This window comes from Actinoplanes sp. NPDC049802 (assembly GCF_040656595.1).
GTDB lineage: Bacteria > Actinomycetota > Actinomycetes > Mycobacteriales > Micromonosporaceae > Actinoplanes.
The window spans coordinates 33,716-49,661 of sequence record NZ_JBFAMR010000064.1; the positions used below are offsets into that span (position 1 = coordinate 33,716).

The 15,946-nt window shown below is 69.9% G+C and carries 19 protein-coding genes and 1 riboswitch; of the genes, 10 read left to right on the forward strand and 9 right to left on the reverse strand.

Annotated elements, in window-relative coordinates:
• Window positions 1-6: 6 nt before the first annotated feature.
• From AB0I88_RS31900 to fliQ, 7 genes are all read left to right on the forward strand, one after another.
• Entirely contained in the window at window positions 7-324 is a 318-nt protein-coding gene (locus AB0I88_RS31900; RefSeq protein ID WP_361033072.1) for a DUF4229 domain-containing protein, read from the forward strand.
• Window positions 325-388: 64 nt separating this feature from the next.
• Complete coding sequence (locus AB0I88_RS31905; protein WP_361033074.1) at window positions 389-712, forward strand: PadR family transcriptional regulator; 324 nt, start codon at window positions 389-391, stop codon at window positions 710-712.
• Complete coding sequence (gene lepB / locus AB0I88_RS31910) at window positions 709-1,347, forward strand: signal peptidase I (RefSeq protein WP_361033077.1); 639 nt, start codon at window positions 709-711, stop codon at window positions 1,345-1,347. The genes AB0I88_RS31905 and lepB overlap by 4 nt, the downstream gene beginning before the upstream one ends.
• Before the next feature lie 60 nt (window positions 1,348-1,407).
• A riboswitch (cobalamin riboswitch) is annotated at window positions 1,408-1,466 on the forward strand.
• 111 nt (window positions 1,467-1,577) lie between these two features.
• Window positions 1,578-2,498, forward strand: coding sequence for an ABC transporter substrate-binding protein (locus tag AB0I88_RS31915; protein ID WP_361033080.1), 921 nt, complete (start codon window positions 1,578-1,580; stop codon window positions 2,496-2,498).
• Window positions 2,499-2,525: 27 nt separating this feature from the next.
• Window positions 2,526-3,611 carry an iron ABC transporter permease gene (locus AB0I88_RS31920; RefSeq protein WP_361033083.1) on the forward strand — a complete coding sequence of 362 codons (1,086 nt, stop codon included), beginning with the start codon at window positions 2,526-2,528 and terminating at the stop codon, window positions 3,609-3,611.
• A gap of 41 nt (window positions 3,612-3,652) precedes the next feature.
• Window positions 3,653-4,474, forward strand: a complete 822-nt coding sequence (locus AB0I88_RS31925; RefSeq protein WP_361033131.1) for an ABC transporter ATP-binding protein — start codon at window positions 3,653-3,655, stop codon at window positions 4,472-4,474.
• A gap of 77 nt (window positions 4,475-4,551) precedes the next feature.
• Window positions 4,552-4,821, forward strand: a complete 270-nt coding sequence (gene fliQ / locus AB0I88_RS31930) for a flagellar biosynthesis protein FliQ (protein WP_361022355.1) — start codon at window positions 4,552-4,554, stop codon at window positions 4,819-4,821.
• A gap of 4 nt (window positions 4,822-4,825) precedes the next feature.
• Here fliQ and AB0I88_RS31935 read toward each other — a convergent pair whose 3' ends face one another.
• The 5 genes from AB0I88_RS31935 to AB0I88_RS31955 are packed head-to-tail and all read right to left on the reverse strand — an operon-like array spanning window position 4,826 to window position 8,189.
• Window positions 4,826-5,587 carry a VOC family protein gene (locus AB0I88_RS31935; RefSeq protein ID WP_361033086.1) on the reverse strand — a complete coding sequence of 254 codons (762 nt, stop codon included), beginning with the start codon at window positions 5,585-5,587 and terminating at the stop codon, window positions 4,826-4,828.
• Between the two features lie 52 nt (window positions 5,588-5,639).
• Window positions 5,640-6,380: an ABC transporter permease gene (locus AB0I88_RS31940; RefSeq protein WP_361033089.1), complete on the reverse strand. Its 741-nt coding sequence runs from the start codon at window positions 6,378-6,380 to the stop codon at window positions 5,640-5,642.
• On the reverse strand, window positions 6,380-7,258 hold the full coding sequence (locus AB0I88_RS31945) for an ABC transporter ATP-binding protein (RefSeq protein WP_361033092.1): 879 nt from the start codon (window positions 7,256-7,258) through the stop codon (window positions 6,380-6,382). Before AB0I88_RS31945 ends, AB0I88_RS31940 begins: the two co-directional genes overlap by 1 nt.
• Complete coding sequence (locus tag AB0I88_RS31950) at window positions 7,255-7,581, reverse strand: transcriptional regulator (protein ID WP_361033095.1); 327 nt, start codon at window positions 7,579-7,581, stop codon at window positions 7,255-7,257. The genes AB0I88_RS31945 and AB0I88_RS31950 overlap by 4 nt, the downstream gene beginning before the upstream one ends.
• Window positions 7,578-8,189: a transporter gene (locus AB0I88_RS31955; protein WP_361033098.1), complete on the reverse strand. Its 612-nt coding sequence runs from the start codon at window positions 8,187-8,189 to the stop codon at window positions 7,578-7,580. Before AB0I88_RS31955 ends, AB0I88_RS31950 begins: the two co-directional genes overlap by 4 nt.
• Before the next feature lie 62 nt (window positions 8,190-8,251).
• Here AB0I88_RS31955 and AB0I88_RS31960 point away from each other — a divergent pair, with 62 nt between their 5' ends.
• Window positions 8,252-8,674: a GNAT family N-acetyltransferase gene (locus AB0I88_RS31960; RefSeq protein WP_361033101.1), complete on the forward strand. Its 423-nt coding sequence runs from the start codon at window positions 8,252-8,254 to the stop codon at window positions 8,672-8,674.
• Between the two features lie 104 nt (window positions 8,675-8,778).
• On the opposite strand, the gene AB0I88_RS31965 is transcribed toward AB0I88_RS31960, so the two are convergent.
• Window positions 8,779-9,645 (reverse strand): LLM class flavin-dependent oxidoreductase, encoded by an 867-nt coding sequence (locus AB0I88_RS31965; protein WP_361033104.1) that lies wholly within the window; start codon window positions 9,643-9,645, stop codon window positions 8,779-8,781.
• Window positions 9,645-11,645, reverse strand: a complete 2,001-nt coding sequence (locus tag AB0I88_RS31970; RefSeq protein WP_361033107.1) for an AAA family ATPase — start codon at window positions 11,643-11,645, stop codon at window positions 9,645-9,647. The genes AB0I88_RS31965 and AB0I88_RS31970 overlap by 1 nt, the downstream gene beginning before the upstream one ends.
• Window positions 11,646-11,897: 252 nt before the next feature.
• On the opposite strand from AB0I88_RS31970, the gene AB0I88_RS31975 reads away from it, so the two are divergent.
• Together AB0I88_RS31975 and AB0I88_RS31980 are read left to right on the forward strand one after the other, a co-directional pair.
• Complete coding sequence (locus AB0I88_RS31975) at window positions 11,898-12,749, forward strand: menaquinone biosynthesis protein (RefSeq protein WP_361033110.1); 852 nt, start codon at window positions 11,898-11,900, stop codon at window positions 12,747-12,749.
• A gap of 74 nt (window positions 12,750-12,823) precedes the next feature.
• On the forward strand, window positions 12,824-14,353 hold the full coding sequence (locus tag AB0I88_RS31980; protein ID WP_361033113.1) for a hypothetical protein: 1,530 nt from the start codon (window positions 12,824-12,826) through the stop codon (window positions 14,351-14,353).
• Between the two features lie 570 nt (window positions 14,354-14,923).
• Here AB0I88_RS31980 and AB0I88_RS31985 read toward each other — a convergent pair.
• On the reverse strand, window positions 14,924-15,334 hold the full coding sequence (locus AB0I88_RS31985; RefSeq protein ID WP_361033116.1) for a phosphotransferase: 411 nt from the start codon (window positions 15,332-15,334) through the stop codon (window positions 14,924-14,926).
• Between the two features lie 63 nt (window positions 15,335-15,397).
• Window positions 15,398-15,946 (reverse strand): IS3 family transposase (locus AB0I88_RS31990; RefSeq protein ID WP_361033119.1); only part of this gene is annotated, 549 nt, incomplete at its 5' end.

Below are 15,946 nucleotides of genomic sequence, written 5' to 3' on the forward strand. Positions count from 1 at the left end.
TAACGCATGAAGCCCGCCATCAAGTACACGCTCGGCCGCTTCGGACTGTTCGCGGCCGTGTTCGTTGTGCTGTTCTTCCTGACTCCGCTGAACATCCTGGTCAACGCGATGGTCTCGTTCGTCGCCTCGGCCGCTCTGTCGTTCATCCTGCTGCGCGGGTGGCGTGACGAGATGGCCGAGCAACTCGGTGAGATGGCGGCCCGCCGGACGGCGGAGAAGGACCGGTTGCGTTCGGCGCTGGCCGGTGACGAGGAGGCGGCTGCCGCCGGCGACCGGGTCACCGCCGCCGACATCGTGGAGTCTCCCGGGCGTACCGGCGCCTGAGTCCGGCATCGATCGATGCCGGACCGTTGACAACGGCTAAGTCGAGTTATGTAGAGTTTCGGTCATGCCGAGGACACCGCACGCCTCGCCGCAGACGCTGCGGCTCTTCGAGGCGCTTATCAAAGATCCGGCCACCTGGCGTTACGGCTACGACCTGAGCCGTGAGACCGGCCTGGCCTCCGGGACGCTCTACCCGATCCTCATGCGACTCACCGAGCAGGGGCTGCTGGAGGCCGGCTGGGAGCCGTCCGACCAGCCGGGCCGCCCACCCCGGCACACGTACCGGCTGACCGGCGACGGGGCGGCCCTGGCCCGGGTCCGGCTGGCCGACGCCGCGGCCAAAGCGGCCCGCCGAGCCGCGGGCGTGTCGATCGTGAGGCCCGCATGAAACGGCTGGCCCACCGGGCGCTGCGGGTGGCGGTGCGCGGCCGTCGCGAGCGGGGCGGGCCGTGGGGCGAGGCCGTCCTGGCCGAGTTCGATCAGACTTCCGGGACCGGAGCCGCACTGCGCTGGGCCGCCGGCGGCCTACGGGTGGCTTTCCGTGAGCGGTACTCGCTGCACCCGACCCGCTATCGCGTCGCCGCGGTGGCAGTCGGCCTGCTGGTGGCGACCCCGTTCATGGTCTCGATCGCCTACGTGCCCAGCGTCGGGATGGACCCGACGCTCACCGTCACCAGCCGTCACCTCGTCGACCGGGTCGGCTTCCGGGTGACCGGCATCGACCACGGTGACATCGTGGCCTTCGCCGTCCCGGACGCGCCCGGCTACGAGGCGCTGCAGCGGGTCATCGGCCTGCCCGGCGACCGCATCGAGTGCCGGGACGGCCGGGTGCTCCGCGACGGCACGGCGATCGACGAGCCGTACCTGCAGCTCAGCGCCGAGGTGACCGGCACCGACTGCGCCTCGGTCACCGTGCCGGAAGGGGCGATCTACCTGCTCGGGGACAATCGTGAGGTCTCGCAGGATTCCCGGCACTGGGGTGTGGTCAGCGAGGAAGCGGTCACCGGACGGGTCGTCATCTGAGGCGGGTGCGGTCCCCGGTGGAGGCGTGGGTTAGCGTTTCAGGGACCGCGCCGCAGCGAAGCCGGTGAGAAACCGGCGCTGTCCCGCAACTGTGATCCCTCCTCGGAGGTCTAGCCAGGTCGCCTGGGTGACGGTCGCGATTCAGCGCTCCCGGGGAGGGGCGCCTCGCGGGCGCGGCCAGCGTGGGCCCTGTCGGCGAAGCACCACCTGACCGGCCGACAGGAGGACCGATGAGACGCCTGTTCACTGCCGCTATAGCGGCCACCGCACTGTTCCTCGCCGGCTGTTCCGGCAACGAGCCGGCGCCCACCGTCACGGCGCCCAGCACCGCAGCGGCGTACCCGGTCACGGTCGGGACCGTGACCCTGACCGCCCAGCCCGTGAAGATCGTCTCGCTGAGCCCGACGGCCACCGAGATGCTCTTCGCGATCGGCGCCGGGCCACAGGTCACCGCGGTCGACGACCAGTCCAACCACCCGGCGGACGCCCCGAAGACCGACCTGTCCGGCTTCAAGCCGAACGCCGAGGCGATCGCCGCCAAGGACCCGGACCTCGTGGTGCTCTCCCGCGACTCCGACGGCATCGTGGCCCAGCTCGGCAAACTGTCGATCCCGGTGTTCGTGTCACCGGCCGCCACGACCCTGGACGACACCTACCGGGAGATCACCGAGCTCGGCACGCTCACCGGCCACGGCACCGAGGCCAAAGCGCTGAACGAGCGGATGGCCGCGGACATCGACAAGATCGTCAAGGCGGCGCCGACCCGTGCCAAGCCGCTCAGCTACTACTACGAACTGAGCCCCGACCTGTACTCGGCCACCTCGAAGACCTTCATCGGCTCGGTGTTCAACCTCTTCGAGATGACCAACGTGGCCGACGCCGCCGACCCGGACGGCAAGCTCGGCGGCTACCCGCAGCTCGCCCAGGAGTCCCTGGTCAAGGCCAACCCGGACACCGTCTTCCTGGCCGACACCAAGTGCTGCCAGCAGTCCCCGGAAACCGTGCGGGCACGGCCCGGCTGGTCCACGATCACCGCGGTCGCCAAGGGGCAGATCTACCCCCTCGACGACGACATCGCCTCGCGCTGGGGTCCCCGTACCGTCGATCTGGTCAAGGCTGTCGCCGACGCGGTGGCCAAGGTTCCGGCGTGAGCCATCCATCGGCTCGGTTTTGAGATCATGCCTACGCCGGAGCGCAGCGGTGGTGACGGCGTGAGCCCGCGCCGGCCCGCCGGGTTGCGCCCGGCGTGGCTGGCGGCCGGCGTGCTGACGCTGCTGGGCGCGATGATCCTGGGGCTGGCCTTCGGCTCGGTCCCGCTGCCGCCCGGCGGCGTCGCGGTCGAGATGCTCAATCTCCTTCCCGGGGTACGCCTGGACAGCGGCCTGACCGACCGTGAAGTGGCGATCCTCACCGAACTCCGGCTGCCCCGAGTGGTGCTGGGACTCCTGGTCGGCGCGATGCTGGCCCTGGCCGGGGGTGCCTACCAGGGCGCCTTCCGCAACCCGCTGGCCGATCCGCACCTGCTCGGGGTGGCCGCCGGTGCGGGGCTCGGGGTGACCGCGGTGATCGTCCTGCGCGCCACCGGCGACGGCGTCTTCGAGCTGCCGATCGGGGCGCCGATGGCGGCGTTCGTCGGCGCGCTCGGGGCGGTCGCCCTGACCTGGATGCTCGGCGCCGCCGGAGGCCGGGATCGCTCGCCGGCCACGCTGATCCTGGCCGGCGTGGCCGTGTCGGTGTTCCTGTCGGCGGGGCAGACCTACCTGCTGCAGCGCAACCTCGACTCGGTCCGTGAGGTGTTCTCCTGGACGCTCGGCCGGCTGTCCACCGCCGGCTGGCACGACGTTCTGGTGATCCTGCCCTACGCGGCGCTGACCAGCGTGATCGTTCTCGCCCAGCGTCGCGAGCTGGACGTGCTGACCGTCGGCGACGCCGAGGCGACGAGTCTCGGCCTGCATCCGCAGCGGTCCCGCTACGTGCTGATCATCGCGGCGTCGCTGGGCACGGCGGCCGCGGTCAGCGTGTCCGGGCTGATCGGCTTCGTCGGGATCATCGTGCCGCACACGCTGCGGCTGCTGACCGGGCCGAGTTACCGGTCGCTGCTGCCGCTGTCGTTGCTGTTCGGGGCGGCCTTCCTGGTCCTCACCGATCTGGTGGCGCGGACCGCGGGCGGGGACGCGGAGATCCCGATCGGTGTGGTCACCGCGTTCCTCGGCGCGCCCTTCTTCGTGCTGGTGCTGCGCACCAACCGGGCGGTGCCGACATGAGACGTGATACCGGTTCCACCAACCGGCCGGACCGTGCCGACATGGGGCGGGATGCCGCTTCTGCGCACCGGCCGGACAACGCCGGGACGAGCGGAAACGCGATCGAGGTCGAACGGCTCACGGTGAGGCTGGACGGGTCTCTCATCGTCGACGGCGTCGATCTCGACGTGGCCGAGGGCGAGTGGGTGACCGTCATCGGGCCGAACGGCGCCGGCAAGTCCACGGCACTGCGGGCGATCGGCGGGCTGCTGCCGTTCGGCGGATCGGTCCGCTTGCACGGTGTCGCGGCCGACCGCCTGTCACGGCGCGAGCGGGCCAAGGCGGTTGCCACGGTGCTCCAGTCGCCGGTGGTGCCGCCGGCCATGCGGGTCTTCGACTATGTGCTGCTCGGGCGTACCCCGTATGTGCCGCCGTTGGGCAGGGAGTCGGCGACGGACCTGGCCGCGGCCGAGGAGGTCCTCGCCGTGCTGGACCTGGAGCCCTTCGCCGGCCGGCGTCTCGAGACGCTTTCCGGAGGGGAACGGCAGCGGGTGTTCCTGGCCCGGGCGCTCGCCCAGGGCGCCGGGATCCTGCTGCTGGACGAGCCGACGAGCGCGCTGGACATCGGCCACCAGCAGGAGGTGCTGGAGTTGGTGGACCGGTTGCGTGCCGAGCGGGGCCTGACCGTGCTCGCCACCATGCACGACCTGACCACCGCCGGTGAGTACGCCGACCGCATGTACCTGCTGGCCTCCGGCCGGGTGGTGGCGTCCGGCCCGCCCGCCGAGGTGCTGACCGAGACGAACCTGGCCGAGCACTACCGGGTCAAGGTCCGGATCGTCGAGGGCGACCGGGGGCCGCTGGTGGTGGCCGTCCGCGGTTGATCTCGCGCAACCGGACGGCAACCGGATAGCGCCCGTTCCGCACTCCGGGTTTCCTCAAGTCCGGCGAACTGACGGGCATGACGGACACGACGGTGGTGGAGATCGCGATGCAGGCCATGACGATCGCGGCGAAGATGTCGGCGCCGGTGCTGCTGACCGCGCTGGCGGTCGGGTTCGCCATCTCGCTGTTCCAGTCGGTGACGCAGATCCAGGAGGCGACGCTGTCCTTCGTCCCGAAGGCGGTGGCGATCGGCGCGGCCCTGCTGCTGACCGGCAACTGGATGCTCCGCGAGATGATGACCTACACGACCCAACTGTTCGAGAAGGTCCCGACCCTGCTCGGCTGAGCGGTCAGCGGCGTTTCGCCAGGATCGCGAACATGCCGCCCTGCGGATCGGCGAGCACCGCGTACCGTCCGGCGGCGATGGTGGTGGGCGGATGCACGATCCGGCCGCCCAGCGCGAAGGCGTGCTCGGCCGACGCGTCGCAGTCGCCGACGGCGAAGTAGACCAGCCAGTGTGCGGGCAGATCGTCCGGCCAGCCGCTGCCGACCATCAGCTGCATCCCGGCGACCGGCACGTGGTCGCGTTCACAGATCACGTACGGCAGGCCGGTGACCCCCGACTGCCGGAACGTCCAGCCGAACACCGACCCGTAGAAGGCCATCGCGCCGTCCAGGTCCCGGGTGTTCAACTCGTTCCACGTCAGCGAGCCCGGCAGGTCGAACACCTCGGCGCCGCGCATCATCCCGGCCTCCCAGGTGCTGAACGGCGCTCCGGCCGGATCCAGGAACGCCGCCATCCGCCCCTGGTCCATCACGTCGAACGGCGGCACCAGCACCTTGCCGAGCGCGCCCTCCACCCGGGCGGCGACCGCGTCGGCGTCGGTGGTCGCGATGTACGTGCTCCAGGCGGTCGGCTGCCCCTCCCCGAAGAGCGGTCCCGCCCCGGCGACCGGCAGCCCGTTCAGCTGGAAGGTGGTGTAACCCCCGAAGTCGTCGCCGGAGATCTCGGCGTTCCAGCCGAACAGCGCGGTGTAGAAGCGGATCGCGTCATCGAGGTCGGCGGTGGCCAGATCCACCCAGTTGGGCACGCCGGGCGACGGAACGGTCATGCCTGGCATAGTCGCATTTCCATTCCTGTGGCCGTATGAAAGTGTCGCCTTATTATCCGAACCGGCGACCCTCGTCACGCCGGTAGGCCCACACCGCGAGCCCGCCGAAGAGCATCGTCCACCCGGCCAGCGCCAGCATCGAACCGGTATCGAACGGGAAATTGCCCACCGTCGCCCACATCAGGCGGACCGCGCCGCCGGTCGGCAGATAGGGCGCCAGATCCTCCACGAAACCCGGCGCGCCACCCGGCGGAGTCAGCAGACCACCGCCGAAGGCGAGCGGCAGGAACAGGATCTGCGCCACCACGAGCGCGGCCTTCTGCGGCAGCGCGTAGCCGATCGACAGTCCCATCAGGATGAACGGGACGGAGGTCACGGCGCACACCGCGACCGCGCCGAGGAAGCCGGCCGGCGTCACGGTCGCCTCGGTGAACAGGGCCGCGATCAGCACCACCGGGATCAGCGCGACGGCCATCATGAGCAGCCCGGTCAGGATCCGGCCGGCGAACCGGGGCACCGTCCCGGCCGGCAGGGTCCGCACATAGGGGTCCCACGGTTGGGCGCGGTCCTCGGAGACGCCGATGCCGTACTGGAAGAGATTGGTGTTCATCACCGCGAAGGTGATCATCGAGGCGGTCGCGTAGGTCGCGTACACCGGCTCGTCGCCGACGAACGGCACCACGAACGCCAGCATCGACGCGGCCGGCCAGAACGCGCTGCCCACCACGGCGATCGGGATACGCAGAATCTCGATGATCTGGAAACGGGCGTGGGTCAGGGTCAGGGCCGTCATCAGGAGTCCTTTCCGGTCATGGCCAGGAACGCCTCTTCCAGCGAGGTCGGCCGGACCTCCAAGTCACGGAACGGCACGTCACGCGAGACCAGGGTGCGAACCATGCGGTCCGCGTCCGGCGTGAGCAGATGCACGCGATCACCCGCACGCTCCACCGACACCAGCCCCTCAAAATCAAAATCAGTCAGGGGTACGGGTGAAGTCAGGCTGACCCGGCGGATCCCGACCATCCCGCGCACCGCCGTCACGCTGTCGTCGGCCAGCACCCGCCCCGCGGCGAGCACCACCACCCGGTTCGCCAGCGCCTCGATCTCCTCCAGGTAGTGGCTGGTCAGCACGACCGTGCCGCCGCCCGCGTGGAAGTCGCGGATGGCGTCCCAGAGCGCGCGCCGGGCCTCCACGTCCAGTCCGGTGGTCGGCTCGTCCAGGAAGACGATCTCCGGACGGCCGGTGAAGGCGAGGGCCACCGCGAGCCGTCGCCGCTGCCCGCCGGACAGCCCACCGGTCTGGCGGCGTGCCAGACCGGACAGTCCGAAGCGGTCCAGCAGCTCGTCGCGGGGCAGTGGATCGGGGAAGTGGCCGCGTACGAAATCGATGACCTCGCCGACGCGAAGCGAGGCGGGCAGACCGGTCTCCTGCGGGGTGACGCCCAGCGTGCGCCGGCTCGCCGGATCGCGCGGGTCGCCGCCGCAGAGCTCGACCCGGCCGGACGTCGGACGGCGGCTGCCGGTGAGCAGGCTGACCAGGGTGCTCTTGCCGGCGCCGTTCGGCCCGAGCAGGCCGACCAGTTCGCCGCGGCGGACCTCGAGGTCGACGTCCTCCAGGGCGATCGTGGCGCCGAAGCGCCGGGTGACGCTCTGAGCGCGGGCGTGGATCATGACGGGTCCTCTCCCGGGGTGATCAGGGTGCGCAGGGCGGCGACGTACTCCTCGAAGGCGAACCGGCCCCGGTTGGTGAGCCGCACGAGGGTGGCCGGGGTGCGCCCCCGGTGGGTCTTGGTGACCTCGACGTATCCGGCCTCCTCGAGCTTGCGCAGGTGCACCGAGAGGTTGCCGGGGGTCATTCGCAGGATCTCCTGCAGGCGTGGGAAGGCGATCCGGTCGCCGCCGTTGAGCTGGGACAGGGCAGCGACTACCCGGAGCCGTGCCTGCGCGTGGATGACCGGGTCGAGATCGGGGATCGTGGGCTCGTCGATGGTCATCGCAGCCGCAGCCAGCCGATCAGGCCGGCGACCAGCAGACCGCCACCGCCGGCGATCGAGGCCACCAGCGCGTGCCAGCCGGGCCCGCAGAGGACGCCGATCACGTTCACCGCACTGATCCAGGCGCCCAGCACGAACATGGTCCGGTCGTTCCAGATCGCGGCGCCGGCCATGTAGAGCGCGCCGACCAGGGCGACGATGCCGCCGCCCCAGAGCAGGCCCAGCAGGTGTTCCGGAAGCATCTCGCTGATCTGGCCGAAGGTGACCGCCAGGCCGCTGAAGCCGGCCGACCAGGCGATCCCGAACCAGACGCCCTGCCGGCTCGTCGGGCCGGAGACCGATCGGCTGGATCGCGCGCCGACCACGCCGGTGAAGACGCCCGCGGCGATCATCAGCGCGGTCAGGCCGATCAGCGGCACCCACTCGGGCATGGCGACCAGGACCCGCCCGCCGGGGCCGTAGCGCAGGAAGGACAGGCCGAAACCGATCAGCCAGGTCAGGCCCCACGGCCAATACATCAACCGGGGGTCGGGGGTCAGCGCGCGCCCGGCGTTGGCCCGCTCCCGCTGGATGAGGTCCAGCGCTTCAGAGGGATCCATCGATGTCATGTCTCGACTTTACGACGCAAAGTCAAAGAACTTTGTGCCATAAAGTTGACTACAGTGGCGGAATGAGCGACTTGATCTTGCGGTCGGCGACGTTCCACGAGCTGGCAGCCGTGCTGAGGTTCTGGGAGACGGCCGCGGAGAACGACAGCCGCCCCACCGACACCGCCGAAGCCGTCGAGGCGCTGCACCGGCGCGACCCTTCGGCGCTGATCGTCGCGGTCGACGGCGACGAGATCGTCGGCACGATCGTGGCCGGCTGGGACGGCTGGCGCTGCCACCTCTACCGGCTGGCGGTCGCACCCGGCCGACGCCGCGCCGGCATCGGCGGCCGGTTGATCGCCGCGGCCGAGCAGCGCTTCCGCGCCTTCGGCGGGACCCGGGCGGACGCCATGGTCCTGGACGCCAACGAGACCGCCCACCGGATCTGGGCCCGGCACGGCTACCAGCCGCAAAACGAGTGGTCCCGCTGGATCAAACCACTGTAGAGAGATCCACCGGGGCCCGCCGGGCCCGGCCGACCGCACGGCCAGCACCCATCAGGAAGTTATCCACAGCCTGCTGGTTCAGGCTGTGGATAACTGGAGTCGTCTCAGCGGCCCAGAGCCTTGAGGGCGGCCAGCGACTGACCCAGATGATCGTCGCCGAACGGCCGCAGGACCACCGTGTGCACCCCCGCCTCGACGAGAGCGTCCACCTTCGCCGGGATGCCCTCGGCCGGGCCGAGCAGGCCGAACACCTCCTCCGGAGCGATGCCCAGGAACCCGGCCTGACCGGTGAGCTGCGCCGCGGCCGTCCGGGCCGCCCGCTCGGCATCCTCGTCGACGTGCAGGAAGGTGAACCCGATCACCTCGTGCTCCGGGCCGGCGCCACCCCGCCGCAGATGACCGATGGCCTCCACCAACTTCGCCGGCGACAGACCCTCGACCAGGATGGTGCCGTCCGCCGCCCGGCCGGACAGCTCCAGCGACTTCTCCCGGATCACCCCGGTGACCACCGGCGGAACCACCTCGGGCGGGTGCACCAGACGGACACCGTCCAGATGCACCTCCCGGCCGTCCAGCGTCACCGTCTCGCCACGCAGCAGGCCGCGCACCGCCGAGACGGTCTCCTCCAACATGGCCAGCGGCGACTTCGGGGCGACACCGACCTGGCGCATCCAGTCACGGACGCCGTGCCCGAGACCGGCCACCACCCGGCCGGGATGAACCCGTGCCAGGTTGGCGACCTCCATGGCGTACAGCATCGGGCTGCGCAGCGGGGCCGGCGCGATCCCGATGCCCACCCGCAACCGGGACGTGGCGGCCAGCGCCAGCGCCGCGGCGCTGACACCTCCGGTCCAGCCCAGGTCCTCCACCACCCAAAGATCGTCGGCGCCGGCCTCCTCCAGGGCGGCGGCGAAGCCGGGCAGTTCCTCGGGGGCACGGTCGCGGTCGAACATCACACCGATACGAAGCATCACGAGAGCGTAAGCGCCTCCGGCAACTGCTTGGCGTACAACACCGAAAGCCTGGTCACAGCACGGGTGAGCACTACGTACAGGCGGTTCAGGCCCTTCGGCTCGGCGGCCACGATGTCGGCCGGCTCGTGCACGATGACATGGTCGTACTCCAGGCCCTTGACCAGCGTGGCGGGCACCACCGTGACGCGCGCGCCGGCGTCGACGTCATCGGGCGTCGCGTGCTCGACGCCGGCAGCGTCCAGATGCCCGCGCAGCCGCTCGACCGCGGCATCCGCCGCGATCACCGCGACCGACCCCTCGTGCGCCAGCGCGGCCGTCACCTCGGCCATCGTCGCCGCGTCCAGATCCGCCGGCTCCGCGACCGGCACCACGGCGAGATCTCCGTCCGGTCGCAGCGAGACCGCGGCGGGCACATTCACCCCGAGCGCCGGCAGCAGGCGGTTGGCCAGCCTCACCACCACCTCCGGTACGCGGAAGCCCACCGTCAACGGCACCACCGTGGCATCCGGCTTGCCCAGATGGCCCAGGAGGTCGCGCCAGTCAGTGGTCGCCCACGGCGCCGTGCCCTGCGCCAGATCGCCGAGCAGCGTGATCGAGCCGTGCTCACTGCGCCGGGCGATCGCCCGAGCCTGCATCGGCGACAGGTCCTGCGCCTCGTCGACCACCACGTGACCGAAACTGGTCTCCCGCTCCAGCAGCCCCGCCGCCTCGTCGAGCAGCAGCAGATCGGCCGTGCTGAACCTCGCCGACTTCACCGTCCGCGGCGGCTTCGCCCAGCGGATCGCCGCCCTCTCCTCCTCGGACAGCAGATCCGTCACCGGCTCGGTCAGAAAGTCCACCACCAGCGCCTCCGGGGTGACCGCCGGCCAGACCGACTCCAGGAACCCGGTGACCGGGCCGATCCGGCTCATCTTCCGCAGCCACGAGTCGGTCGGCGAGTTACCGGTCCGGTACTCCGACTGGCGTTGCAGCAGACCCACCACACGAGCCCGGACCCGCTCCCGGCCGACCGAATACGGCAAGCCCTCACGGCGGGCCTCGTCGACGATCCGGCGCAGCGGCTCCACGTCGATCCGCCACCGGTACGAGCCGTCCGACACCATGATCGGCTCGGTCGGTCTGCTGATCCGGCTCCACAGTGCCCGGCTCAGCGCCTCGGCCATCCGTACGTCATGTTTGATGGTTTTCGCGGCATCCGTGTCGATCGCCTTGACCGGGGCACGGCCCACCAGATCGTCCAGCGTGGACTGCAGCACCTCCACCTCGCCGAGGGTCGGCAGAACCGCCGAGATGTAGGACAGGAACGCCGTGTTCGGCCCGACGATCAGCACCTTCGACTTCCGCAGCCGCTCCCGGTGCAGGTAGAGCAGGTAGGCGGCCCGGTGCAGGCCGACCGCCGTCTTACCGGTGCCGGGCGCCCCCTGCACACAGATCGAATCCGCCAGATCGGCGCGGACCAGCTCGTCCTGCTCCGGCTGGATGGTGGCGACGATGTCCCGCATCGGGCCGACGCGCGGCCGCTCGATCTCGGCGGTCAGGATCCGGCTGCTGGTGCCCAACTCCTCACCGCGGTCCAGATGCTCGTCCTCGAAGCTGGTCAGGTCACCCTTGACGAAACCGAACCGGCGGCGGGTGGCCACCCCCTGCGGATCACGCACACTGGCCCGGTAGAACGACCGGGAGAGCGGCGCCCGCCAGTCCAGCACCATCGGCTCGCCGGCGTCGTCGGTGACGTGCCGTCGGCCCACGTGGTAGACGCCGTCGGACATGTCCAGACGGCCGAAGAACAGCGGCGTCTCCGGATCGTCGGCCAGCTCCTTGACCCGGCGGGCCATGTGCCGGCCCAACTGTTCGGCGGTGTACGCGTCGCCGGCGACCCGGTCACCGGAGGCGAAGAGAGTCTCGGCGCGGTCCCGCATCCGCCGCAGAGCGGCCCGCGACTCGGTGAGATGGGATCGTTCGGCGGTGAGTTCGGTGTCCAGATCGGTAGTGGGCACAGGTCGTCCTCAAATGCGGATCGAGTCTGCTCGCGTATCCGAGAAAGGGCGGTTCGGTCGCCCCTCGGCGCGGGGACGTCCGCTGCGGTGCATTCTCACCACGGCCGTCAAGCGGTCCTCCACGCTACGCGATGTCCACCACCTGTCCACCGAATTCCGCTCGGCACCTCCCATCGGTAACGGCGCAGCGGGCCGGTGCGATAAGGGCCACGTGGCTCACCGCACGGGGAAGATCGGGGATAACGTCGCTGCATGAGCGACAGCGTCCGTCGGCCCCGGGTCGGGCACATTCAGTTCCTCAACTGCCTGCCCATCTACTGGGGGTTGATGCGATCGGGCGCCCTCCTCGACGTCGACCTGCACAAGGACACCCCGGAGCGGCTCAGCGCCGAACTCGTCGCCGGTGGCCTCGACATCGGGCCGATCACCCTGGTCGAGTACCTGCGGCACGCCGACGAGCTGCTGCTCCTGCCCGATCTGGCGGTCGGCAGCGACGGTCCGGTCCTCTCGGTCAACCTGGTGTCCACCCGTCCGCCGGCCGAGCTGGACGGGCGGCCGGTCGCGCTCGGCTCCACCTCCCGGACCGGCGTGATGCTCGCCCAGATGCTGCTCTCCGAGCGGTACGGCGCCGAGCCCGAATACTTCCGCTGCCCGCCCGACCTGTCGCAGATGCTGCTGGAGGCCGACGCCGGCGTGCTGATCGGCGACCCGGCGCTTCGGGCGATGCATGAGGCGCCCGGCAACGGCCTCCAGGTGATCGACCTGGCCGAGGCGTGGAAGGAGTGGACCGGCCTGCCGATGGTCTTCGCCGTCTGGGCGGTCCGGCGGGAATTCGCGGCCGCGCACCCCGGCCTCGTCAAGGACGTGCACGTGGCGTTTCAGCGATCCCGCGACCTGTGCCTCGGCGAGCTGGACGAGGTGGCCGAGGCGGCCGCCCGCTGGGAGCCGTTCGACGCGGCCACCCTCGCCAACTATTTCCGGGCCCTCGACTTCTCCCTCGGGCAACGACAGATCGCCGGCCTCCGGGAATTCGCCCGGCGCGCGGCGGAACGAGGCGAAGTGCCCAGCCTTTCGGCCGGCGGCCCGTTCTTCGCCGACGTTTGATCTTCGTCGCGCCGCGTTCTAAGATCCTCGAACTTCCCGGCCGATTCTCTCGCCGGCCGAATCAGTTCGAAACGGTGACCATGCGACTGCGCGCCCTGTTCAGCCGTCTTGCCCTGACCACCGCGGCATCCGGGCTGGCCCTCACCGGCCTGTCCCTGCCGGCTCAGGCCGCGGATGAGGTTGAGGTGCCCTATATCGGCATTATCAGCCCGGAAACGGTGACCGTCATCAACGGTCAGTCGAAGACGGTTAAATTCGACCTTTACAACCTCAGTGACGTTACCGCCGAAAACGTGATTCTCACTTTCGGCAGCGCCGCCAAACCGATCAGTGCCGACCTGGGGTTCACCGCGCCCGCCGGCTGCGACGCCGGCAACGCCTGCGCCATCGGCGACCTGGCGCCCGGACAGCGGCGAAGCGTCAAGTTCACGGTGAAACCGGCCGCCGCGGCGGGCGCCGCCGACCCGGCCAAGAGCATCGCGCTCAGCACCGCCGTCGGCGAGCAGCCCAGCGACGAGACGTCCATCACGGTGGTCCGCACCGACAAGGGTGGCGTCGACCTCGAAGTCGACGAGATCGCCGACCTGAAACTCGCCCACGGCAAGAGCGCCGACGTGCCGGTCCTGGTCCGCAACAGCGGCAACAAGGAGGTCGCCGCCCTCGGCCTGGTGGTGATGGCCCCGTACGGCGTGACGCCGGTCCTCAACTACCGCAACTGTGAGAAGGAGACCGAGGTCGGCGGCTTCCTCTGCGTCTTCAACGAGCCGCTGGCCGCCGGCGGCGCCTTCACCCTGCCGGAGAACACCCCGCTGCGGGTCAAGGTGCAGCCCGACGCGGGCGGGCCGTTCGAATACCCGGTGTACGTCGTGGCGATCGGCCTCACCGAGAAGTACGTCTTCGACTTCACCAAACGGAACTCCGACGCGCCCGGCAAGACGCTGACGCTGGAAGCCGTCTCGTCGGCCACCGCCGAGGAGCCGGAAGTCGCCGAAGACCTCAACGAGGACGACAACTACGCGATCTTCTCAGTGACCGTGCCGAAGTCGACGGCGGAGACCGCGGCCGTCGGCGGCGCCTTCACCGGTGAGATCGGCGAGGAGCGCACCGCCGAGGTGGGCCTGCGCAACCTCGGCCCGTCCGGCACCGTGCCGCCGAGCATGGCCTCCCTCCAGTACGCGCACATCAAACTGCCGACCGGCATCGAACTGATGAAGGTCGACGAGCGCTGCCTGCCCGGCACCTCCCTTACCGACATCGACGAGTCGATCACCGACCTGGCCCAGGTCACCGACCTGGTCTGCCTGGTCGTGGAGAGCGTGCCGAACAAGGGCCGCTACCTGTTCAGCCTCTCCGCCGAGATCCTCGACGTGGCCGAGCACAAGGCCGGCTCGGTCACCATCAACGGCGGCGTGCAGGACAAGAACAAGGACAACAACAAGGCCGCCCTCACCGTCAAGCTGACCTCCGGTGGTTCCGGTGGTGGCCTGCCGATCACCGGCGCCCCGGCCGGCCTGATCGCCGGCGGTGGCGCGGCTCTGCTGGCCGCGGGCTTCATCGCCTTCCGGATGGCTCGTCGCCGGCGCATCATCACCGTCGCCGAGTAGTCACGCTCCCCGAGTAGTCACTCTCCCCGAGAGGTCACTCTCCCCGAGAGGTCACTCTCCCCGAGAGGTCACTCTCCCCGAGAGGTCACTCTCCCCGAGAGGTCACTCTCCCCGAGAGGTCACCGTCCTCAGGCGGCTGCCCTTCCGGGGATGGTCACTCTCCCCGGGCGGTCGCTCTTTCCAGACCGGGCACGCTCTCCGCGTGCCCGGTCACCGGCTGGCAGCGCACGCAGAGACGTGTCTTTGCCATCGAGGTGTGTCCGCGTGCCACTGAAGTCTGTCTCCCGGCCGCCCGAATTACGTCGGTGAACACCAGCGCCGTATATCGCCGACCGCGAGCGCCATGCCGGCGGCTTGCCCGAGATCGATGTCGCCGAGTTCCAGCGCCACTTCAACGCCTCCGAGCAGCTACTACGCGGGCGGCCCGAAACTGAGTGACACCATCCAGCGCCGTTTCGGGGTGGCGCTCCGAGCCAGCGGCACGTGGTGCTCGTGCTGGCCGACATGACCATGACCCACCGAGCGACGCCAGAGACGCGTGGCTGGGCTGACGGCCGTCGGAGCACCGTCCTATGCAAGCGTGGCCGCGAATACGCGCCGATGACGCGTCACAAAAGCTTTCTCTCTCAACGTCCACGCCAACACCTCGGCAACCGCAGGACCAGAGATCACGGGCGGCCCGTGCTGCGCGCGTTCACCCCAGAATCGCTCGTTGCGCGCGAATCGTTCCTCGATGGCGTCCACCAGCCGGTGACGCTGACCTTCGGAAAACCCGTAGGCATCAGCCAGGACACGAACCTGACGCGCCTGGCTCGCCGCATCTCCCCGAGCCGGCTTCGACGAGATGCACCACGACCAGGCCATATAGGCGACATCCTCGAGTGGGTCACCGACTGCGGCGAAATCGAAGTCGATGAAGGCAACGGGCTGACCGTCCCGGAAGACAGTGTTGTTCGGGCCCGAGTCGTGATGACACACCACCGGGCCACCACCAAGAAGCTTGGGCTTGACCCGTTTCGACGGACAGGGTCGATGAGTTGATCTTCAGGCTACCTTGAGCGCGGGTAGCAGGCTGATGACGGTGCCGCCTTCGTAAGCGGCAGGGCTGAGGTAGCCGAGGCTGGAGTGCCGACGCCGGGTGTTGTACCAGCCCTCGATGTACTCGAATGTCGCCTGGTGAGCGGCTTTACGGGTGGGCCAGGCCTGCCGGTGGATCAGCTCGGTCTTCAGGGTCGAGAAGAACGACTCGGCAACCGCGTTGTCCCAGCACTGCCCGCGCCGGCCCACGCTCAGCCGCACGCCGTGCCGCTTCGCGAGGCGGGCGTGCTGAGCACTGGTGTATTGACAGCCGCGATCGGAATGAAAAACGAGCCCGTCGGCGGGGCGGCGCCGGTTCAGAGCGTCGGACAGGGCAGCGTCGACCAGGTCGGTCTTGAGATGGTCGGCCACGGCCCAGCCCACGACCCGGCGCGATGCCAGATCGATGACCGTAGCCAGGTACAGCCAGCCTTCCCAGGTGTTGATGTAGGTGATGTCGCCGCACCAGCGGGTGTCGACCGCGGCCGCGTCGACGGTGAAGTCGCGTTCGACCAG